The sequence below is a fragment of the Robertmurraya massiliosenegalensis JC6 genome (genome assembly GCF_000311725.1).
In the GTDB taxonomy this organism is placed as follows: Bacteria; Bacillota; Bacilli; order Bacillales; family Cytobacillaceae; genus Robertmurraya; species Robertmurraya massiliosenegalensis.
Genome location: NZ_HE978514.1, coordinates 428,840 through 445,135 on the forward strand (window position 1 = coordinate 428,840; position 16,296 = coordinate 445,135).

Consider the following 16,296-nt stretch of genomic DNA (forward strand, 5'->3'; position numbering starts at 1 on the left):
TGGTTTCTTTTATATCCTCTCGATAGGCCTCAGGAAATCTCCTTTCGTTCAATTTCCAAAACCCATCAAAATGGTCTTTTAAAATGTTCTTAATGACTCCGCTTCCTTGTTTACTCATACCGATACTCCTACTGTTTATACGAACATTTTATCGAACACTAATCGACAAGTCGAGGGAATTTATAAATTCCTGACAGCAAAAAAGCCTGCATTAAGCAAGCTTTTCTCATTCTTAATTAGTCATCATAACGGTCGTCATCATCAAGTCTATCTACATCTTTTTCTAGAATCGTTCCTGTTCTAGCGTCAATTTCGAAATCCACATCATGGGTGTCAGTATGAATTTCGATTTCATATTCACCGTCATCATATTCCACTTCGATTACTTTTCCAGGCGTATCTTTTGTTGCAATTGCAATGGCTTCTTCTTGGGTTATTATCTTACTACTCGCAGTCTTTTGAGTGCCTTGCTCTGATTTTGTCTGCTTCACAGTTCCACTTACATTTTTATCGTCATTCTTCACCTTGACTACCTCACCTGAAACCGCATCTACATACACTTCAATATCATCATCGTCATCACCGTATGGTCCATCAAAATCCACTTCATAAACCAAACGGCCCTTTTCCTTCTCTAAATTAATACTTTCAACAACACCATCTACTTTTTTAGTCGCAATCTCTGCTGCCTTATCCATTGTAATTAAATCATTGCTTGATGCTACTTTTGGCTCTGAAACAGCACTTACTCCAAGGGCACCTCCTAATAACAATACCCCTACAACACTGCCTACAATTATTTTCTTCTTCATTATTGATTGCCTCCTTAATTGGTATATCTACACTATAGACAATCAAAATGAGAGAACATGAATAGGAGAATGAGAAATTGATGAGAAAAAAACGGATGACTCCCCCACTCTAGTCATCCCACGTAATCGACATTACTTCACCTGATATCGCATTAATTTGCACTGTAGCTTCCTTATCATCATTGACTTCTACCTCGACGAGATAATAGATCAGACCGTTTGATTGTTCCAAATCGATATCATCTACTTCACCAGTTACACTCTGAAGGGCAATCGAAATCGCCTCTTGTTCACTCAAATGCTTCGGTGGTTGTTCCGTAACAGAATCAGCTGGATCCGCTTCCTTGTCTTCAGACTCTCCGTCTTGTTTTGGCGCACTATCAACTGTATTTGTTATTCTGTTCAGCTTGCCAATATCACCAGTCGCTCGATCAATCTCTACCTCATACTCACCTGTATCGAGCTTAATTGTAATATGATAGAATCCTTCGTTTTCCTCGATGCTGACAATTTTACCTTTATACAATTCCTGAACCTTTGTTGTCGCTTCCTCAGCGGAAACCGTTTTTTCCGTTGTCATCGACTGCATCAACCACCACACGGCAACTAATACAAGAAGGAGGACAGCTACGCTAATACTGATTTTCTTCCAACTAAAAATTCTCAACTACCTCACCTCATTTTTTTCTGTATAAAAATATTACCCTATAAAAATGAGAATTTAATGAGAAGGAGACAGTGGAAGAATAATTTTGGCCGTTGTCCCTAACCCTTCTACACTTTCCAGGTGTATATCTGCTTTCATTGCGTCCGCAATATCTTTTGCTAAAGACAACCCTAGCCCAAATCCACCTGTCTTTCGTGTCCTTGCTTTATCGACTCGAAAAAAACGATCAAATACTTTTTCTAAATCTTCTTTTGGGATGCCAATACCGTAATCGATAATTTCCACGATAGCCTGCTGTTCCGTATTCTCAATCCGAACTTTAATTGTATCCTCACTATACTTTCTCGCATTATCGAGGAAAATATAAAATAATTGTTTAAACTTTTGTAAATCCGTATGCACCTTCACTTCGTTCTGTACTTCTAATTCGATTTTACGATGATACGATTGTTCTATCGTACGGACCATCTCTGCTACAACATGTTTTAAATCCACTTCCTTTCGTTCGACCTTCAATGTTTCATCGTTTCTTGCTAGCTTTAGCAATTGTTCCGTTAGAGCCTTCATGCGAATGGCCTCAGAATGGATCGCTTGTACAGATTCATCAAATACTTCAGGCTGCTCCCTTCCTCTTCTTTTTAACAAGGAAGCATACGATTCAATTACGGTCAAAGGCGTATTTAATTCATGAGAGGCATTGGAAACAAATTGTCCTTGTTTCTCATAATTGACCTCTAATAACTCAATCATTTCATTAAACGTCTCAGCCATTAGATGAAGTTCGTCCTTTGAATCTTTTGGCTCCGGAATCCGTCTAAATTGCCCACTTTCACGTATTTCTCTCATTGTTTTAATCATGGATGAAATCGGGTGGGTAATAAGATTACCTAGAAACCTTGAAGAAAGCACTACCGGAATAATCGCTAAAAGGGTGACAATAATTTGGATGATACGAAGTGTTGAAAGAATCTCATCTGTTTGTTGTAAACTGACCGATACTTGGAGAGCAGCAACCTCTCCATTTTGCCAAATAATCGGCATGGAAACGAAGGTATGTTTCACACCGTTATCACGATTGATTTGTTGCATTTGATTGTCATAATACTGCACTTGAAGATCATGCAAATATTGCTGATTCGGATCGACCACCGCTCCCCCTCGAGTTCCATCTTCATTGACAATTTGTAGCATTCCATCGATTGGCATGTATGCCCTTAATACTTCTTGAGGAGTAGTCTCACCTTCCATCATCCCTATCCCATCCACTGCACGCAGGCCCTGAGCTAAAGTCCGCTCCAGCTCATTCTCATACATCATTTTGCTAAAAGAAAAATAAATAACACCATTCACTACTACCAATAGAAAAATAAATAATACGGTTGTATAAAGATTGATCTTATTCCTAAGCTTCATTTTGAATCCTTCACTACATAGCCGACTCCACGCACCGTATGGATGAGTGCTCTTCCAAAGGGCTTATCAATTTTATTACGTAAATAACGGATATAAACATCAACGACATTGGTGTCTCCGTAGTAATCATATCCCCAAACGGCATTCAATATTTGTTCCCTATTCAAAACCTGTCGCTCATGCTTCATTAAATATGCCAATAAATCAAACTCTCTCGGTGTTAATTCGATTGCGTGATCTCTTCTTACAATTTCACGGGTCACTTCATTTAACTGCAAATCGCCTACTGTCATCCATTCATCATGTTTTTCAACAACCTGTACTGGAGTTTGAGTTCTTAAATTTGCTCGAATGCGTGCAAGCAATTCTTCGATCTCAAACGGCTTTATCATATAATCATTGGCACCAAGGTCAAGTCCTGACACTTTATCTTCAATCGAATTTTTAGCCGTTAGCATGATAATAGCCGTATGCTTGTCTACAGAACGAATTCGGCGTAACAACTCAATCCCACTGATCCCCGGAAGCATGACGTCCAATATGATGAGATCCCAGTCTTGCTCTTGGAAGAGCTGAAATCCAGACAAACCATCTAACGCTTTTCCCACTTCGTACCCCTCAAACGAAAGCTCTAATTCTAGAACTCGAGCAATCTTTTCCTCATCCTCGACGATTAAGATTTTTTGTTTAGTCATTTTTCCTCCCCATCCGTTCTGATTTTTATCGTCATTTTAACATGAATACAAACTTAGATCATTCTATCCAGATATTTTTCAGGTAGTCAAAAAAAAGCATTAATTCCGGAACTTTTGCCCATAATTCCGGAAAAAACAACTTAATTCCGGAACTTTCACCCATAATTCCGGAAAAATTAAATTAATTCCGGAAAATCGACCAATAATTCCGGAAATCGCAAAAATCGCAATCGCTCTGGTCCACTCGTTTAAAAATATAAAAAGGCAGCCTTCTCATTAAATTAGGCTACCTTGATTCATATTAACTCTTGATTTTTTCATTCTAATTAGCTAATATTCGCGGTCCAGTTTCCTCCACCTTGGTTGCAGGTGAATGTACCGCTCGCCGTTCTCCCATCCATTTGACCATTGTACTCACAGTTATTGCCGTCACTGCTGTTTCTTCTTAAGATGCGAACATTATTACCGTCCTGAGACATTGTTAAAACCGCAGTAATTGGCGTCGCCCCTTGTCTGGTCCATCTTGCATCAAAGGTGTTGCTGTTTCCTCGACGCGTCCAGACACCACGCCAACCACCTTCTTGCACTTCCCATCTTCTGCCCAGGCTTGGTGTTACTGGTCTTCTTTGAATTGTTGCACTCCAAGAGCCGCCACCACGATTACACACACTCGTTCCTCTAACTCTGTCACCTTCAATGATTCCAACGTATTGACAGTTGTTACCGTCACTACTATTTCGACGAGAAATGCTTACAAATCGATCAAACACATTCATCGTCATCACAGCTGTGATCGGTGTTGCTCCTTGCCTCGTCCATCTGGCATCAAAGACATTGCTATTCCCTCTACGTGTCCAGACGCCACTCCAAGAACCTTCTTCCACCTGCCACCATCTCCCTAAATCTACAGGTTGACGGTACATATCTTCATGTTGATACGCATATGTTTGGTGCACCATCGGATATCCATATGAATACGGGTTTACATAAGGGTGGGCATAATAATACATACAGAAACCTCCTCATTTATATTGTTTCTTGAGCATTATATGTAAAATTGAGGAAGGTGTACTGTATCAGATGGCAATTTATTAGGTATCTGAGTCGATTTCACAATGTTCGAAGTGAAAAAATGAACATTTCTAGTCCAAAAATTTTCGTTCGTTTTTTAACTTGTGAAGTACCTTTATGAAATTGATTCATCTAACCTATTATAAAAATTAAATAGGTCCAAATTCGAAAAAATATTTTTTCTCGAAATCTGGACCTGAATATCATTAAATTGCTCCGACTAAATAATCTTTCAACTTCTCCTTCGGCTGTCCAAAAATCTCTGCCTCTAATCTTCGGCCAGTTGGTGTTGCTGCTAATCCACCTTGTGCCGTTTCTCTTAAAGCAGATGGCATTGATTTCCCAATTTCATACATCGCACTGATTACTTCATCACATGGAATTCTACTTGTAATTCCTGCTAACGCCATATCTGCCGCCGTTAACGCATTCGATGCCCCCATAGCATTCCGCTTCACACAAGGTACCTCAACAAGTCCTGCAACCGGATCACATACAAGCCCAAGCATATTTTTCAATGTAATGGCCATTGCTTCAGCTGCTTGCTGCGGGGTACCTCCGGCCATCTCGACAATCGAAGCTGCCGCCATCCCAGCAGCAGAACCTACCTCTGCTTGACATCCTCCAGCAGCTCCTGAAACAGTAGCATTATTTGCGACAACAAAGCCGAAGGCCGCTGCCGTAAATAAAAATTCGATCATTTCCATACGAGTTGGATTCAATTGTTCTTTTACCGCAAATAAGGTTCCTGGTACTACTCCAGCTGATCCTGCTGTTGGTGTTGCACAAATAACCCCCATTGCCGCATTAACTTCATTTGTCGCTACTGCCTTACTGACAGCATCCAATAGAAGATTCCCTGACAATCCTCTGCCACTTTTAATATAATTTTGGAGTAAAACAGCGTCACCACCTGTTAATCCAGTTTGTGATTTCACACCGTTTAACCCTCTTTCCACGGCTTGTTCCATAACTTCTAAATTTTGATCCATTTTGGCAATGATTTCATCTCTGGTTAACCCGGATACTTCCATTTCTTGACGAATCATAATTTCTGCAATTTTCACTTGCTGTTGTTCTGCCAACGAAACAAGTTCAGCTACACTTCGAAACATATATTGTCCTCCTACTCTTTACCATTAATCCCGTTGTGAGTTAAATTGATTTCATAATGTCTAGATGATTTTCCACTTGATGTTCTCCATGATGAAATCGATGGATTAAGCAACCATTCGGATGACTCCTTTTACATTAGAAAGCTCTTTAATTTCATTTAATACGGTTTCCTCTATTTTTTGATCGACCTCTATCACCATAATCGCCATGTCCCCTTTTTCTTTACGAGAGACCTCCATATGGCCAATGTTTATTTTATACTTTGATAAAATGGATGTCACACAAGAAACGACCCCAAACTGATCTTGATGCATAACGAGAAATGCTGGGTCTCCAGATAGTTTTAGCTTAAACGAATTGATCTCTATAATTTCAATCGTCCCACCGCCTATGGATATCCCAATAATTTCTAACGTTTGATCTCCATCTTCTAATTTTAATTTAACGGTATTCGGGTGATCCGGTATCGCTTTCTCTGTATGAAAAAATACTTCCATTCCAGATTCATCGGCCATTTTCAACGAATGAGGAATTCTTTCATCAAAAGTATCAAAATCTAAAAGCCCGGCTACTAATGCTAAATCCGTCCCATGGCCTTTGTACGTCGTTGCAAATGAACCATATAAATAGATATCTACTTTTTTCGGCTGTTTTTCGAATAAACTTCGAGCCACTCTTCCTATTCGAACCGCTCCAGCCGTATGGGAACTAGACGGTCCCACCATCACTGGACCGATAATATCAAACGCTGATCGATATTTCATCGTACATTTCCCCTTTATCATTAAGGGCACCTACAATAGTGCCCACTTTTTTCTACTTGTTTTAAGCCGCAGATTCTTTCTCCGTCTCAATCGATTGTAATTGGTCGACTGTTTTAATTTTGTAATTTTTAAAGACGATGGAACCGAGGAATCCACATAATAGGCCAACTGCTGCACATGATAAGGCTACAAGTGTCACTTTTACTGGGTCATTGAAACCGTACATAACAGCTAATCCTGCTATTGGAGTCGCCGTTCCTGTTGCATTATTAATTAAACCTGACAAGGCGATAATGACACCTGCACTAGCACCACCAACAAAGTTTGTTACGTACACTGGAATTGGGTTTGCAGAAATGATATGTGCCTGTGTTAGCGGTTCAATAGCAACAGAAATTGTCGTTTTACGATCCCCGAACTTCATTCGGTCAAATAGAATATAGTTCATAAATGAAGACCCAAACACTGCTAATGCACCAATTGCCATTGGAACACCTGTTAATCCAAGCATAGCGGTTAAAGCCATTGAACTTAGTGGTGCAGTCGCTACTACTGTGATAACCCCACCTAAAATAATTCCCATTAAAATTGGGTTGCTGTTTGCTGTTTCCGTAATAATTCCGCCGATATTCAAAAGCGTTGCATTTACGACAGGAGACATTAATTCGCCAACTAAACGAACAAGCGGAGCACAGAATAAAATAATAACAATTAAGTCTAGGCCACCAGGTACTTTTTTCTCAATCAACTTTACAAGAAAAGCAACTAAATAGCCTGCGATAAATCCTGGCAATAATCCAAGTCCTGCACAGCTAACACCTAGTAATAGAGCATATACAGGAGAAACCCCAACTGCAATGGCTACTAAAGCCGCAGCAGCAACTCCACCCATACTTCCTGCTGCAGTTCCGACTTCACCTAAAAATTTAATGCCTAGTAAATCGCCTCCGACATACAATTGAAATGCTTCAACTAGAAATGCTGCACACGCTGCACCAGCGAGGGCAGCCATCGCCTTCATCCCCTTTGGTGCTTTATAACTAAATAGAGAAAAACCTGCTAATACTAATAATAAAAGTGCTGTACCTTTAATAATATCCATCTAATAAACCCCCTATATTTATTTAATGTCTTCCTCAAACTGGTACTCATTTTGTGTTCTTATTTTGTTAAGATAGTTATAAATCGTAAATTTTGAAACTCCCAGTACGCTCGCTAAATATTCAGTTGATCCTTTAATTAGAAAAGCACCTTTTTCCTCTAGTAAGCGAACGCATTCCACTTTCTCCTCAAGACTCAATTGTGTATGCGCTTTCTTGAAGTTTGCTAAAACTTGATGAACCATGTCATGGATGACATCTTGCACAGTTGTATGGAAATTCTCTGATTTATCTTCATGGACATTAAAAGAAAGGAAATCTTCCAACTCTCTTACATTCAACTCCATTTGAGAAATATCATAGTTGATACATAAAGCACCAATTACCTTTTCATTCGTATCCCTTAAAAACACCGTTGCAGATTTCAATAACGTCCCATTACGTGCTTGTGTTTTGTAATTTGGAATATCTTCAATTTCGGACGGGTCTTTTCTTAGTTCAGTTAGAACAAGGTCCGTTATGGGTGAACCAATCGTTCTATTTGTGACATTACCAGCAATGTATATTAAAGATTTTTTCAAGTCTTGAAAATCATGGACCACAACCTCACAGCGTCGTCCAAACATTTTTACGAGCATATCTGCTGTACGTTTAGCTAAATCAAATACTTGAGTATTGTCATCATTCCTCATTACTATCACGCCCTTATTGGAATCGTTTTCATTTGCGTTAAAAAATATATTTCTAGAATACTATCTTGCTATAGAAATCATAACATGGATGTCCTAGAATTCAAATAAAATTTTAACGCTTACAAAAAAATTTTAATAAAATGCTCGAAAAGGCTACAAATAACGGTCACATTTACATGCAAAAAAGGCCATATTCATTTTTTGAATATGACCTTACTCTACTTCCTCTATTCTAGATTACTATGCCGTCTAAATACCTCATCATGTTCTAAACTTGATACCTTAGAATACAGATAACAAACTGCATCCAAGATGATATGGACACTTTGATCAAATAATGTTCCTAATGGTTGAATTGATTGTTCAGTTTCACTATTACGGTATTTCGTTGTAGCTGGTACAACAACCGCAAATGATGCATGTGATGCCAGTTCTGAATTTGAATCAGTTGTAATAGCAACTACTTCACAACCTACAGAACTTGCTTTTTCAGCGGTCCACACAACACTTTTCGTCTTCCCTGAACCTGAAACAGCTACTAGCATATCCTCTGCTTCAATTGATGGTGTAGTTGTTTCTCCAACCACAAAAGTATTTGCGCCTAAATGCATTAATCTCATCGCAAATGATTTGGCCATAAACCCTGATCTTCCTTCACCAATGACAAAAATTCGTTTACCACTAGCTAAAAGGGCAGCCACCTCTTCTAATGAATGTTCATCCACATTCCTCATTACACCTTGAATTTCATCTAAAATTAATTGGATCGTTTTCATCGTTACAGTACTCCTTTCTCCTTTTATAGTTTAACACCCATTGATTTTTTCATAAAAAAAGGAAAGGCAGTTGATAAGCACCGCCTTTCCTTTTTGCCTTACGCTTCGACTACATCGTCCAAGCCGCCTTTTTCGTTGTATACTTTTTCATCAAATTCGCCTGTGATTTTTCCAGTTAGAACACCAGATGTCATACTACCACTTACGTTTAAAGCGGTACGTCCCATATCGATAAGTGGTTCAACTGAAATTAATAGACCGACGATTGCTACAGGTAGGTTTAATACTGAAAGTACGATTAAAGAAGCGAATGTCGCTCCACCACCTACACCTGCAACACCAAATGATCCAATAATTACGACAAGAATTAACGATATGATAAAGCCAGGATCTAATGGGTTAATTCCCACAGTTGGTGCAACCATAACCGCTAACATCGCTGGATAGATACCTGCACATCCATTTTGCCCAATCGTTAAGCTGAATGGTCCGACAAAATTGGCAACCCCTGGAGAAACTCCAAAACCATCTGTTTGCGTTTTAATGTTAAGTGGCAATGTCCCAGCACTTGAACGAGAAGTAAATGCAAACGTTAAAGCTGGTAAAGCTTTTTTCACAAATGTAACGGGACTTAGCTTTGCAACACTAATCATTAATAAGTGAACAAGGAACATCGCAATAAGCGCTACATATGATGCAATCACAAATTTCCCTAAATTCATGATCGCAGCATAATCACTCGTTGCCGCTACTTTTGTCATTAATGCTAATACTCCATATGGTGTTAAACGCAATATTAATGTCACGATACGCATTACGATTGCGTAGAATGACTCCACAATTTTTGCGAATAATTCTGCTTGTTCAGGTTGCTTTCTTCTTACCCCTAAGTAAGCAATACCGATAAAGGATGCAAAAATGACGACTGCAATTGTTGATGTAGATCGAGAACCTGCTAAGTCTGCAAATGGATTCGTTGGAATAAACGATAGAATTTGCTGTGGAATCGTCATCCCTTCAACTGTTGCCACTCGCTCTGTAAGTGATTCAATGCGCGCATTTTCAGCATCTCCTGCTTGCAATTGAACACCCTCTAAACCGAATCCTAGTGCAGCTCCGATTCCGATTGCAGCTGCAATCCCTGTTGTAACTAACAAAATTCCGATTCCGTAAAAACTAATTTTACCAAGATTTTTTGAAACCGTAACTTTCGTAAATGCCGCAACGATAGAAATAAATACTAACGGCATGACAATCATTTGAAGCAAGCTAACATAACCTGAACCAACGATATTAAACCACTGGATCGTCGTATCCGTTACTTCAGATGATGTACCGTAAATAAGATGAATAATAATACCAAATAGAATACCTAAACCAAGCCCTGCGAAAACTCGCTTTGAGAATGTCACATGTTTCTTTTGCATGATATATAAACCGATAATAATCGCTAATAGAATAGCAATATTGACGATAACAAGAAACGTATTCAAATTAAGTCTCCTCCTTATGTATAAATTAACAACATTCACTACTATAATACATTAAAACCTATTGGTAAAGTCTGAATTACTTTTAAAAAAAATGGTCTTTCCCTTCAAGACAACTTTTTCACTCTTTCGCTTATTTTCCTTTGAATACAATAATGCGTTTGAGCAATAATTTTGTCACGATCATGATCCATTGAAGCAACGTGATAGGAATTATGCAAGGTGACCACTTCCTTCTCAACGGAACCAATCTTTTCATATATATATTTCGTATTTTCGGGTGGAACAACATGATCGATGGCTGATTTAAAAGCTAGTATTGGAACCTTGATTGTTGGTAAAATCTCAGGCGTTTTCTTCATTAATTCTTGCAGTTGATGGATCGCTTGCAGAGGAACTTTAGGATAGGTGATTTCATGAACATCATTTAATTTAATATCTGGTGCTGTCTCATCAAGATATTTCGGCTCCTGTTTTCCGTTCCATTTTTCATAATTGGGTAGAGTCAAGGCTGGATTAATCAGCATGATCCCGTTTATATCCTTATATTTATGCGCAAGCCAAAGCGTTAATGTCCCTCCCATCGATTGTCCCATCACATAGATGGTCGAACATTGCTTTTTTAATAAATGATATCCCTTTTCAAGTTCTAAAAACCAATCTACATACGTAGCATTCTCCAAATCTTGATAAGCGGTTCCATGTCCTGTTAATCTTGGTGCGTAGACTGTATACCCCAACTCTGAAAATTTCTCCCCCAAATATTGAACACTTTGAGGAGTTCCCATGAATCCATGTGAAAGCAACAGTCCAATCTCATTCCCTTTTAGAAAAAAGGATTCAGCCCCTTCCATAACTGGGAAAATTTCTTTCATGGCTACTCCTCCCCCATCCTATAATTCTGAAAATTAATTATCCAAATCATAAACCACATTATTCCTACCTGTCAACTCGTATTTAAAATATGTATTTTTACTTTACTATATAATTTTGAAATTTAAGTGAATTCTTTCTCTGAAACTAGTTTAGTTGTTGAGTTACGACCGTGAATGGACTATCATATAGAGGGGATCTTTTCCAAAAGGAAAATTTCCGTTCCTACATAATCCACTAGAAAATAAATAGAACCATTTTTAATTGTACCTATTCATTCTCAATATTTTGAGAAAACATTAAGTGTGTTTCAACTTATTTACCTCATTATTCACGTAATCAGTTAGTTATTTATACTAATCCCGTCCCTTTCCATTACTAGGTTTCTAATATTTTTTTCATTTTTTAAGAGTTATTGCTTTTCTTTTTTCAAATAGATTAATATAATGATTACATAATAATAATTATTATTATGTTCTAGTTTCGACTAGATTCATAAATAAATATATATTAAAGGAGAGAAGAGTAATGGACAACAAAAACAGTGCTAACATTGAAGGCTGCCCATTTCATGGAGGTGCTACTAGCCCAAAAACTAGTGGTACAACAAATACTGATTGGTGGCCAAATTCATTAAACTTAAACATTCTACGTCAGCATGATAAGAAATCTAATCCTATGGGAGAAGACTTTGATTATGCAGAAGAATTTAAGAAACTAGATTACGATGCTCTCAAAAACGATTTAAAAGCTTTAATGAAAGATAGCCAAGATTGGTGGCCAGCAGATTATGGTCATTACGGTCCATTTTTCATTCGTATGTCTTGGCATGCTGCTGGTACATACCGTACTGGAGATGGCCGTGGAGGCGGTAACAGTGGTAACCAACGTTTTGCTCCTCTTAACAGCTGGCCTGATAATGCTAGCCTTGATAAAGCACGTCGCCTATTATGGCCAATCAAGCAAAAATATGGCAACAAAATCTCTTGGGCTGACTTACTTGTTTTAGCAGGTAACGTAGCGATTGAAGATATGGGCTTAAAGACAGTAGGTTTTGGTGCAGGTCGTCCAGACATTTGGCATCCTGAAGAAGATATCTACTGGGGTGTTGAAAAAGAGTGGTTAGATGATAAGCGTTACACAGGTGATCGTGAGCTTGAAAATCCACTTGCTGCCGTTCAAATGGGTCTTATTTATGTAAACCCAGAAGGACCAAACGGAAAGCCTGATCCAATTGCTGCCGCTCGTGATATTCGCGAAACATTCGGCCGTATGGGAATGAATGATGAAGAAACAGTTGCATTAATCGCTGGTGGACATACTTTCGGTAAAGCACATGGTGCAGGTGATGCTGCTCAAGTAGGTCCTGAGCCAGAGGCTGCTCCTCTTGAAGCTCAAGGTCTAGGTTGGGAAAGCACTCATGGTAGCGGTAAAGGCCGTGACACCATCACTAGTGGACTTGAAGGTTCATGGACTGCTAATCCTACACAATGGGATAATGGATACTTCGATCTATTATTTGGATATGAGTGGTGGCTTACTAAGAGTCCAGCAGGTGCATATCAGTGGATGGCAGTAGACCCAGCTGAAAAAGACCTTGCTCCAGATGTTGAGGATCCATCTGTTAAAGTTCCAACCATTATGTTTACAACTGACCTTGCATTACGTCATGATCCTATATATGAAAAAATCTCTCGTCGCTTCCATGAAAATCCAGAAGAGTTTGCTGATGCATTTGCAAAAGCTTGGTTTAAATTAATCCACCGTGATATGGGTCCAAAAGCTAGATACTTAGGTCCAGAAGTTCCTGAAGAAGAGTTCATCTGGCAAGATCCTGTTCCAACAGTAGATTATGACTTAACTGAAGAAGAAGTAGCAAAAATTAAAGCATTAATTCTTGACTCTGAGCTAACAATCAGTGAGCTAGTAACAACAGCTTGGGCTTCTGCAAGCACATTCCGTGGCTCTGATATGCGTGGTGGAGCGAATGGTGCTCGCATCCGTCTTGAACCGCAAAAGAACTGGGAAGTAAACCAACCAGAACAACTTGAAAAAGTTCTAACTGTACTTGAAGGAATTCAAAGTCATTTAGACAAGAAAGTTAGCTTAGCTGATTTAATCGTTCTTGGTGGTACTGCTGCAATTGAAAAGGCTGCTCAAGATGCAGGCTTTGATGTAACCGTTCCGTTCCTTCCAGGTCGTGGTGATGCTACTCAAGAACAAACAGATGTTGAAAGCTTTGCCGTACTTGAGCCTATTGCAGATGGTTTCCGCAACTATCAAAAGCAACAGTACAGCGTAGCTTCTGCTGAATTACTAGTTGACAAGGCACAACTTCTAGGGCTAACAGCTCCAGAAATGACTGTCCTTATCGGCGGTATGCGTGTTCTTGGTACAAACTTCGGTGGAACAAAGCACGGCGTATTCACAGACCGTGTTGGTACACTAACAAACGACTTCTTCGTTAACTTACTTGACATGAATGTTAAATGGACTCCAGTAGGTAACGACGTATTTGAAGGTCGTAATCGCGGAACTGGTGAGCTAGTACGTACAGCAACAGGTGTTGACCTAGTATTCGGTTCTAACTCTATTCTACGTGCTCTTGCTGAAGTTTACGCACAAGACGACAACAAAGAAAAGTTCGTTCGTGACTTCATCTCTGCTTGGGTTAAAGTAATGAACGCTGACCGTTTCGATGTAAAAAACACTGAGAAAAAAGACGTTCAATTAGCAGGTAAGTAATGATATGAAAAACCACTCGCATTATCATTTGCGAGTGGTTTTTTTGTTTTAAGGAGAAATTATAGTGCCCACGCTGTCCACCTGAACTGTTCGAATCACACACCATTATACTGATGCTCTTTACAAAGAAATTGCCCCTTTTTAAGTAAGAACAACATTAAATCTTCATAACTAACTGGATTACTTATAACCTGATACTCTTCCATTTCAATCTTAGATCCAAATTAATCCAGACCGAATCTATCTCTTATTCTCCTACAATTTTTTATATTTTTACCTAAATCTTGTTGCATACATCTCAATGTAAATTTTTCGTAAATACACCTAAATCCATTCTGAAAACCTTTATAATTATAAATGCGAATCATGTCGAATTCAATTACCGTCATCATGGGAGACATTATATGTTTAATAATAGAAATAGAACGATAGGCTACATTATCCTTGTGATCTTAGGAGTTCTAGGAAATTTTTTTAATGTAGATCTATTTTTAGGAATCAATTTTATCTTTGGCTCAGTTTTTATGTTAATTATTATTCGTTATTTTACTTTTAAACTTACTGTTTTTGCAGCCATTATTTCAGGTCTTTATACTGTCTTTTTATGGAATAACCTCTACGGGATGTTATACTTAGTGATAGAGATTTCTGTCATTGCAGCCCTATATTACAAGGTTAAGAAAAGTTTTACGTTATGGACCATTTTATTTTTTCTTGTCATCGGTATTCCATTATAAGCCGGAGACGCATTATTATTAGAAGTATCCAATCGAATTAAAAAAATCAGCAGTGACCATTTCATTATTTCACGATTGGGTGGGGATGAATTTATTATTCTCGTACCTGGAATTGACGCAATATCTGAAGTCAGAGAAATAGCTGATAATCTAGTGAAATCATTAAGTATTCCATATAAGGTAAGGGAAAATGAATACTTTTTGTCTGCAAGTATCGGAATCAGTCTTTATCCTGAAGATGGTAAAGACCTCGACACATTAATCAAAAATGCGGATATTGCGATGTACACAGCAAAAGACAACGGAAAGAATAACTATACATTTTATAGTACCGAAATTAATAAAGATATTGTATCAAGAGTCGTTATTGAAAACGAATTAAGAATAGCCATTGAAGAAGAACGACTAAATTTGTATTATCAGCCTCAAGTAAACATTGAAACGGGAAAGATAATTGGCTTGGAAGCATTAATTCGGTGGCAACATCCAACCCTTGGATTTGTTTCACCAAGTACATTTATCCCTGTTGCCGAAGAAACTGGGCTCATCATAAAAATCGGAGACTGGGTATTAAATAAGGCTTGTAAGGACTTAAAATCCTTACAAGATTCTGGTTGGAATTCGCTAACCATGTCTGTGAATATATCAATGATTCAGATCCTTCACAAAGATTTAATCCAATCAGTTGAAAATGCTCTGCATAATTTTGATATTGCGCCCGATCAATTAAAGCTCGAGATCACTGAAAGCGTAGCAATGTCTCAACCAGAGTACGTTATTTCAAAACTATATAGCCTGAAAGAAATTGGAGTAGATTTAGCTCTAGATGATTTTGGTACGGGATACTCTTCCTTAAATTATCTAAAACTGCTCCCAGTAGATGTATTAAAAATAGACCGTGAGTTTATTAGAGAACTAGAAGAGGATACAGATAATATAACGATTGTCAAAGCCTTGATTGAAGTCGCTCACAGCCTAAACATGACCGTAATTGCTGAGGGAGTTGAAACAAAGAAACAAGATGAGATCCTTAGCCACATCAATTGTGATCAAATTCAAGGATATTATTATAGTAGACCACTTCCAATGAATGATTTGGTGAAGCTTCTGACTTCATAAAACATTTTGATTCAAACTCTAGTTGCTGTGCAAATTAATTGTACATATTGCTTTGCTCCCAAATATCTAGAATTTAAAAACCCATGATAGAAAGCAAGAGGAGAAAACGGGTTGTTTTCTCCTCTTGCTTTCTTGTTAATGACTCTTTTATTGGAACGTTACCAACAAATAAATGCCCCCAACGGGATTGAAGCTCAAGACAAGCGAGACCCTCAAGTTTGATCCT

General features: G+C 38.3%; 15 protein-coding genes and 1 pseudogene. 4 read left to right on the top strand and 12 right to left on the bottom strand.

Translation table 11 applies throughout. The features are described from left to right. Positions 1-236 precede the first annotated feature (236 nt). From BMSHG_RS15630 to BMSHG_RS15685, 12 genes are all read right to left on the bottom strand, one after another. Positions 237-812 carry a PepSY domain-containing protein gene (locus tag BMSHG_RS15630; protein WP_019155393.1) on the bottom strand — a complete coding sequence of 192 codons (576 nt, stop codon included), beginning with the start codon at positions 810-812 and terminating at the stop codon, positions 237-239. Positions 813-921: 109 nt separating this feature from the next. Beyond that, entirely contained in the window at positions 922-1,479 is a 558-nt protein-coding gene (locus tag BMSHG_RS15635; RefSeq protein ID WP_019155394.1) for a PepSY domain-containing protein, read from the bottom strand. Positions 1,480-1,533: 54 nt separating this feature from the next. After that, positions 1,534-2,892 carry a sensor histidine kinase gene (locus BMSHG_RS15640; RefSeq protein ID WP_019155395.1) on the bottom strand — a complete coding sequence of 453 codons (1,359 nt, stop codon included), beginning with the start codon at positions 2,890-2,892 and terminating at the stop codon, positions 1,534-1,536. Next, the gene (locus tag BMSHG_RS15645; RefSeq protein ID WP_019155396.1) at positions 2,889-3,587 is read right to left on the bottom strand and encodes a response regulator transcription factor; all 699 of its coding nucleotides are present in this window, start codon (positions 3,585-3,587) and stop codon (positions 2,889-2,891) included. The genes BMSHG_RS15640 and BMSHG_RS15645 overlap by 4 nt, the downstream gene beginning before the upstream one ends. 326 nt (positions 3,588-3,913) lie before the next feature. Next, positions 3,914-4,597, bottom strand: a complete 684-nt coding sequence (locus tag BMSHG_RS15650) for a hypothetical protein (RefSeq protein WP_019155397.1) — start codon at positions 4,595-4,597, stop codon at positions 3,914-3,916. 267 nt (positions 4,598-4,864) lie between these two features. Next, positions 4,865-5,773: an L-serine ammonia-lyase, iron-sulfur-dependent, subunit alpha gene (gene sdaAA, locus BMSHG_RS15655; RefSeq protein ID WP_019155398.1), complete on the bottom strand. Its 909-nt coding sequence runs from the start codon at positions 5,771-5,773 to the stop codon at positions 4,865-4,867. A 105-nt stretch (positions 5,774-5,878) separates the two neighbouring features. Further along, the gene (gene sdaAB, locus BMSHG_RS15660) at positions 5,879-6,538 is read right to left on the bottom strand and encodes an L-serine ammonia-lyase, iron-sulfur-dependent subunit beta (protein WP_019155399.1); all 660 of its coding nucleotides are present in this window, start codon (positions 6,536-6,538) and stop codon (positions 5,879-5,881) included. A gap of 61 nt (positions 6,539-6,599) precedes the next feature. Further along, a complete protein-coding gene (locus tag BMSHG_RS15665) occupies positions 6,600-7,640 on the bottom strand; it encodes a PTS sugar transporter subunit IIC (RefSeq protein ID WP_019155400.1) in 1,041 nt (346 codons plus the stop codon). An 18-nt stretch (positions 7,641-7,658) separates the two neighbouring features. Then, positions 7,659-8,330: a helix-turn-helix transcriptional regulator gene (locus tag BMSHG_RS15670; protein WP_019155401.1), complete on the bottom strand. Its 672-nt coding sequence runs from the start codon at positions 8,328-8,330 to the stop codon at positions 7,659-7,661. Between the two features lie 227 nt (positions 8,331-8,557). Beyond that, entirely contained in the window at positions 8,558-9,106 is a 549-nt protein-coding gene (gene hxlB, locus BMSHG_RS15675) for a 6-phospho-3-hexuloisomerase (RefSeq protein WP_019155402.1), read from the bottom strand. 98 nt (positions 9,107-9,204) lie between these two features. Continuing rightward, complete coding sequence (locus BMSHG_RS15680) at positions 9,205-10,599, bottom strand: L-cystine transporter (protein ID WP_019155403.1); 1,395 nt, start codon at positions 10,597-10,599, stop codon at positions 9,205-9,207. Between the two features lie 104 nt (positions 10,600-10,703). Then, positions 10,704-11,471: an alpha/beta hydrolase gene (locus BMSHG_RS15685; protein WP_019155404.1), complete on the bottom strand. Its 768-nt coding sequence runs from the start codon at positions 11,469-11,471 to the stop codon at positions 10,704-10,706. A 526-nt stretch (positions 11,472-11,997) separates the two neighbouring features. Here BMSHG_RS15685 and katG point away from each other — a divergent pair. The 4 genes and pseudogenes from katG to BMSHG_RS26320 all read left to right on the top strand — a co-directional run bounded on the left by katG (position 11,998) and on the right by BMSHG_RS26320 (position 16,070). Beyond that, positions 11,998-14,214, top strand: a complete 2,217-nt coding sequence (gene katG, locus BMSHG_RS15690; protein WP_019155405.1) for a catalase/peroxidase HPI — start codon at positions 11,998-12,000, stop codon at positions 14,212-14,214. A gap of 404 nt (positions 14,215-14,618) precedes the next feature. Beyond that, a complete protein-coding gene (locus BMSHG_RS15695) occupies positions 14,619-14,951 on the top strand; it encodes a hypothetical protein (RefSeq protein ID WP_019155406.1) in 333 nt (110 codons plus the stop codon). 12 nt (positions 14,952-14,963) lie between these two features. Next, positions 14,964-15,260 (top strand): annotated as a pseudogene (locus BMSHG_RS29300) (diguanylate cyclase domain-containing protein); the annotation flags it as partial. Then, positions 15,234-16,070 carry a putative bifunctional diguanylate cyclase/phosphodiesterase gene (locus BMSHG_RS26320; protein WP_262362281.1) on the top strand — a complete coding sequence of 279 codons (837 nt, stop codon included), beginning with the start codon at positions 15,234-15,236 and terminating at the stop codon, positions 16,068-16,070. The pseudogene BMSHG_RS29300 and the gene BMSHG_RS26320, both read left to right, overlap by 27 nt. The last annotated feature ends 226 nt before the right edge of the window (positions 16,071-16,296 follow it).

Coding starts and splice junctions, on each gene's coding strand:
- BMSHG_RS15630 (WP_019155393.1), bottom strand. CDS start 812: ATGAAGAAGAAAATAATTGTAGGCAGTGTTGTAGGGGTATTGTTATTA.
- BMSHG_RS15640 (WP_019155395.1), bottom strand. CDS start 2,892: ATGAAGCTTAGGAATAAGATCAATCTTTATACAACCGTATTATTTATT.
- BMSHG_RS15645 (WP_019155396.1), bottom strand. CDS start 3,587: ATGACTAAACAAAAAATCTTAATCGTCGAGGATGAGGAAAAGATTGCT.
- BMSHG_RS15650 (WP_019155397.1), bottom strand. CDS start 4,597: ATGTATTATTATGCCCACCCTTATGTAAACCCGTATTCATATGGATAT.
- sdaAA (WP_019155398.1), bottom strand. CDS start 5,773: ATGTTTCGAAGTGTAGCTGAACTTGTTTCGTTGGCAGAACAACAGCAA.
- sdaAB (WP_019155399.1), bottom strand. CDS start 6,538: ATGAAATATCGATCAGCGTTTGATATTATCGGTCCAGTGATGGTGGGA.
- BMSHG_RS15665 (WP_019155400.1), bottom strand. CDS start 7,640: ATGGATATTATTAAAGGTACAGCACTTTTATTATTAGTATTAGCAGGT.
- BMSHG_RS15670 (WP_019155401.1), bottom strand. CDS start 8,330: ATGAGGAATGATGACAATACTCAAGTATTTGATTTAGCTAAACGTACA.
- hxlB (WP_019155402.1), bottom strand. CDS start 9,106: ATGAAAACGATCCAATTAATTTTAGATGAAATTCAAGGTGTAATGAGG.
- BMSHG_RS15685 (WP_019155404.1), bottom strand. CDS start 11,471: ATGAAAGAAATTTTCCCAGTTATGGAAGGGGCTGAATCCTTTTTTCTA.
- katG (WP_019155405.1), top strand. CDS start 11,998: ATGGACAACAAAAACAGTGCTAACATTGAAGGCTGCCCATTTCATGGA.
- BMSHG_RS15695 (WP_019155406.1), top strand. CDS start 14,619: ATGTTTAATAATAGAAATAGAACGATAGGCTACATTATCCTTGTGATC.
- BMSHG_RS26320 (WP_262362281.1), top strand. CDS start 15,234: ATGTACACAGCAAAAGACAACGGAAAGAATAACTATACATTTTATAGT.